Consider the following 362-nt stretch of genomic DNA (forward strand, 5'->3'; position numbering starts at 1 on the left):
AGAAAGCTTTCTATACACACACTTTAGAGAGATCTGTGAGATCTGCGCCAAATATGACGTGGCATTATCGTTAGGAGACGGTCTGCGTCCAGGCTCAATCGCCGATGCCAACGATGAGGCGCAGTTTGCTGAACTGCGCACGCTAGGAGAGCTAACAAAGGTGGCTTGGGAGTATGACGTACAGGTGATCATCGAAGGCCCAGGCCATGTGCCTATGCATATGATTCAAGAGAACATGCAGGAGCAACTTGAGCATTGTCATGAAGCGCCGTTTTACACGCTAGGCCCGCTGACCACAGATATTGCACCGGGTTACGACCATATTACCTCGGGTATTGGCGCCGCTTTGATAGGTTGGTACG

The 362-nt window shown here is 51.1% G+C and carries 1 protein-coding gene; it reads left to right on the forward strand.

Translation table 11 applies throughout. The features are described 5' to 3' along the window. Positions 1–362 (forward strand): phosphomethylpyrimidine synthase ThiC (locus tag AB4585_RS25775; protein WP_372171620.1); only part of this gene is annotated, 362 nt, incomplete at both ends.

The organism is Vibrio sp. 10N.222.49.C9, assembly GCF_041474985.1.
GTDB classification, from domain to species: domain Bacteria; phylum Pseudomonadota; class Gammaproteobacteria; order Enterobacterales; family Vibrionaceae; genus Vibrio; species Vibrio crassostreae_C.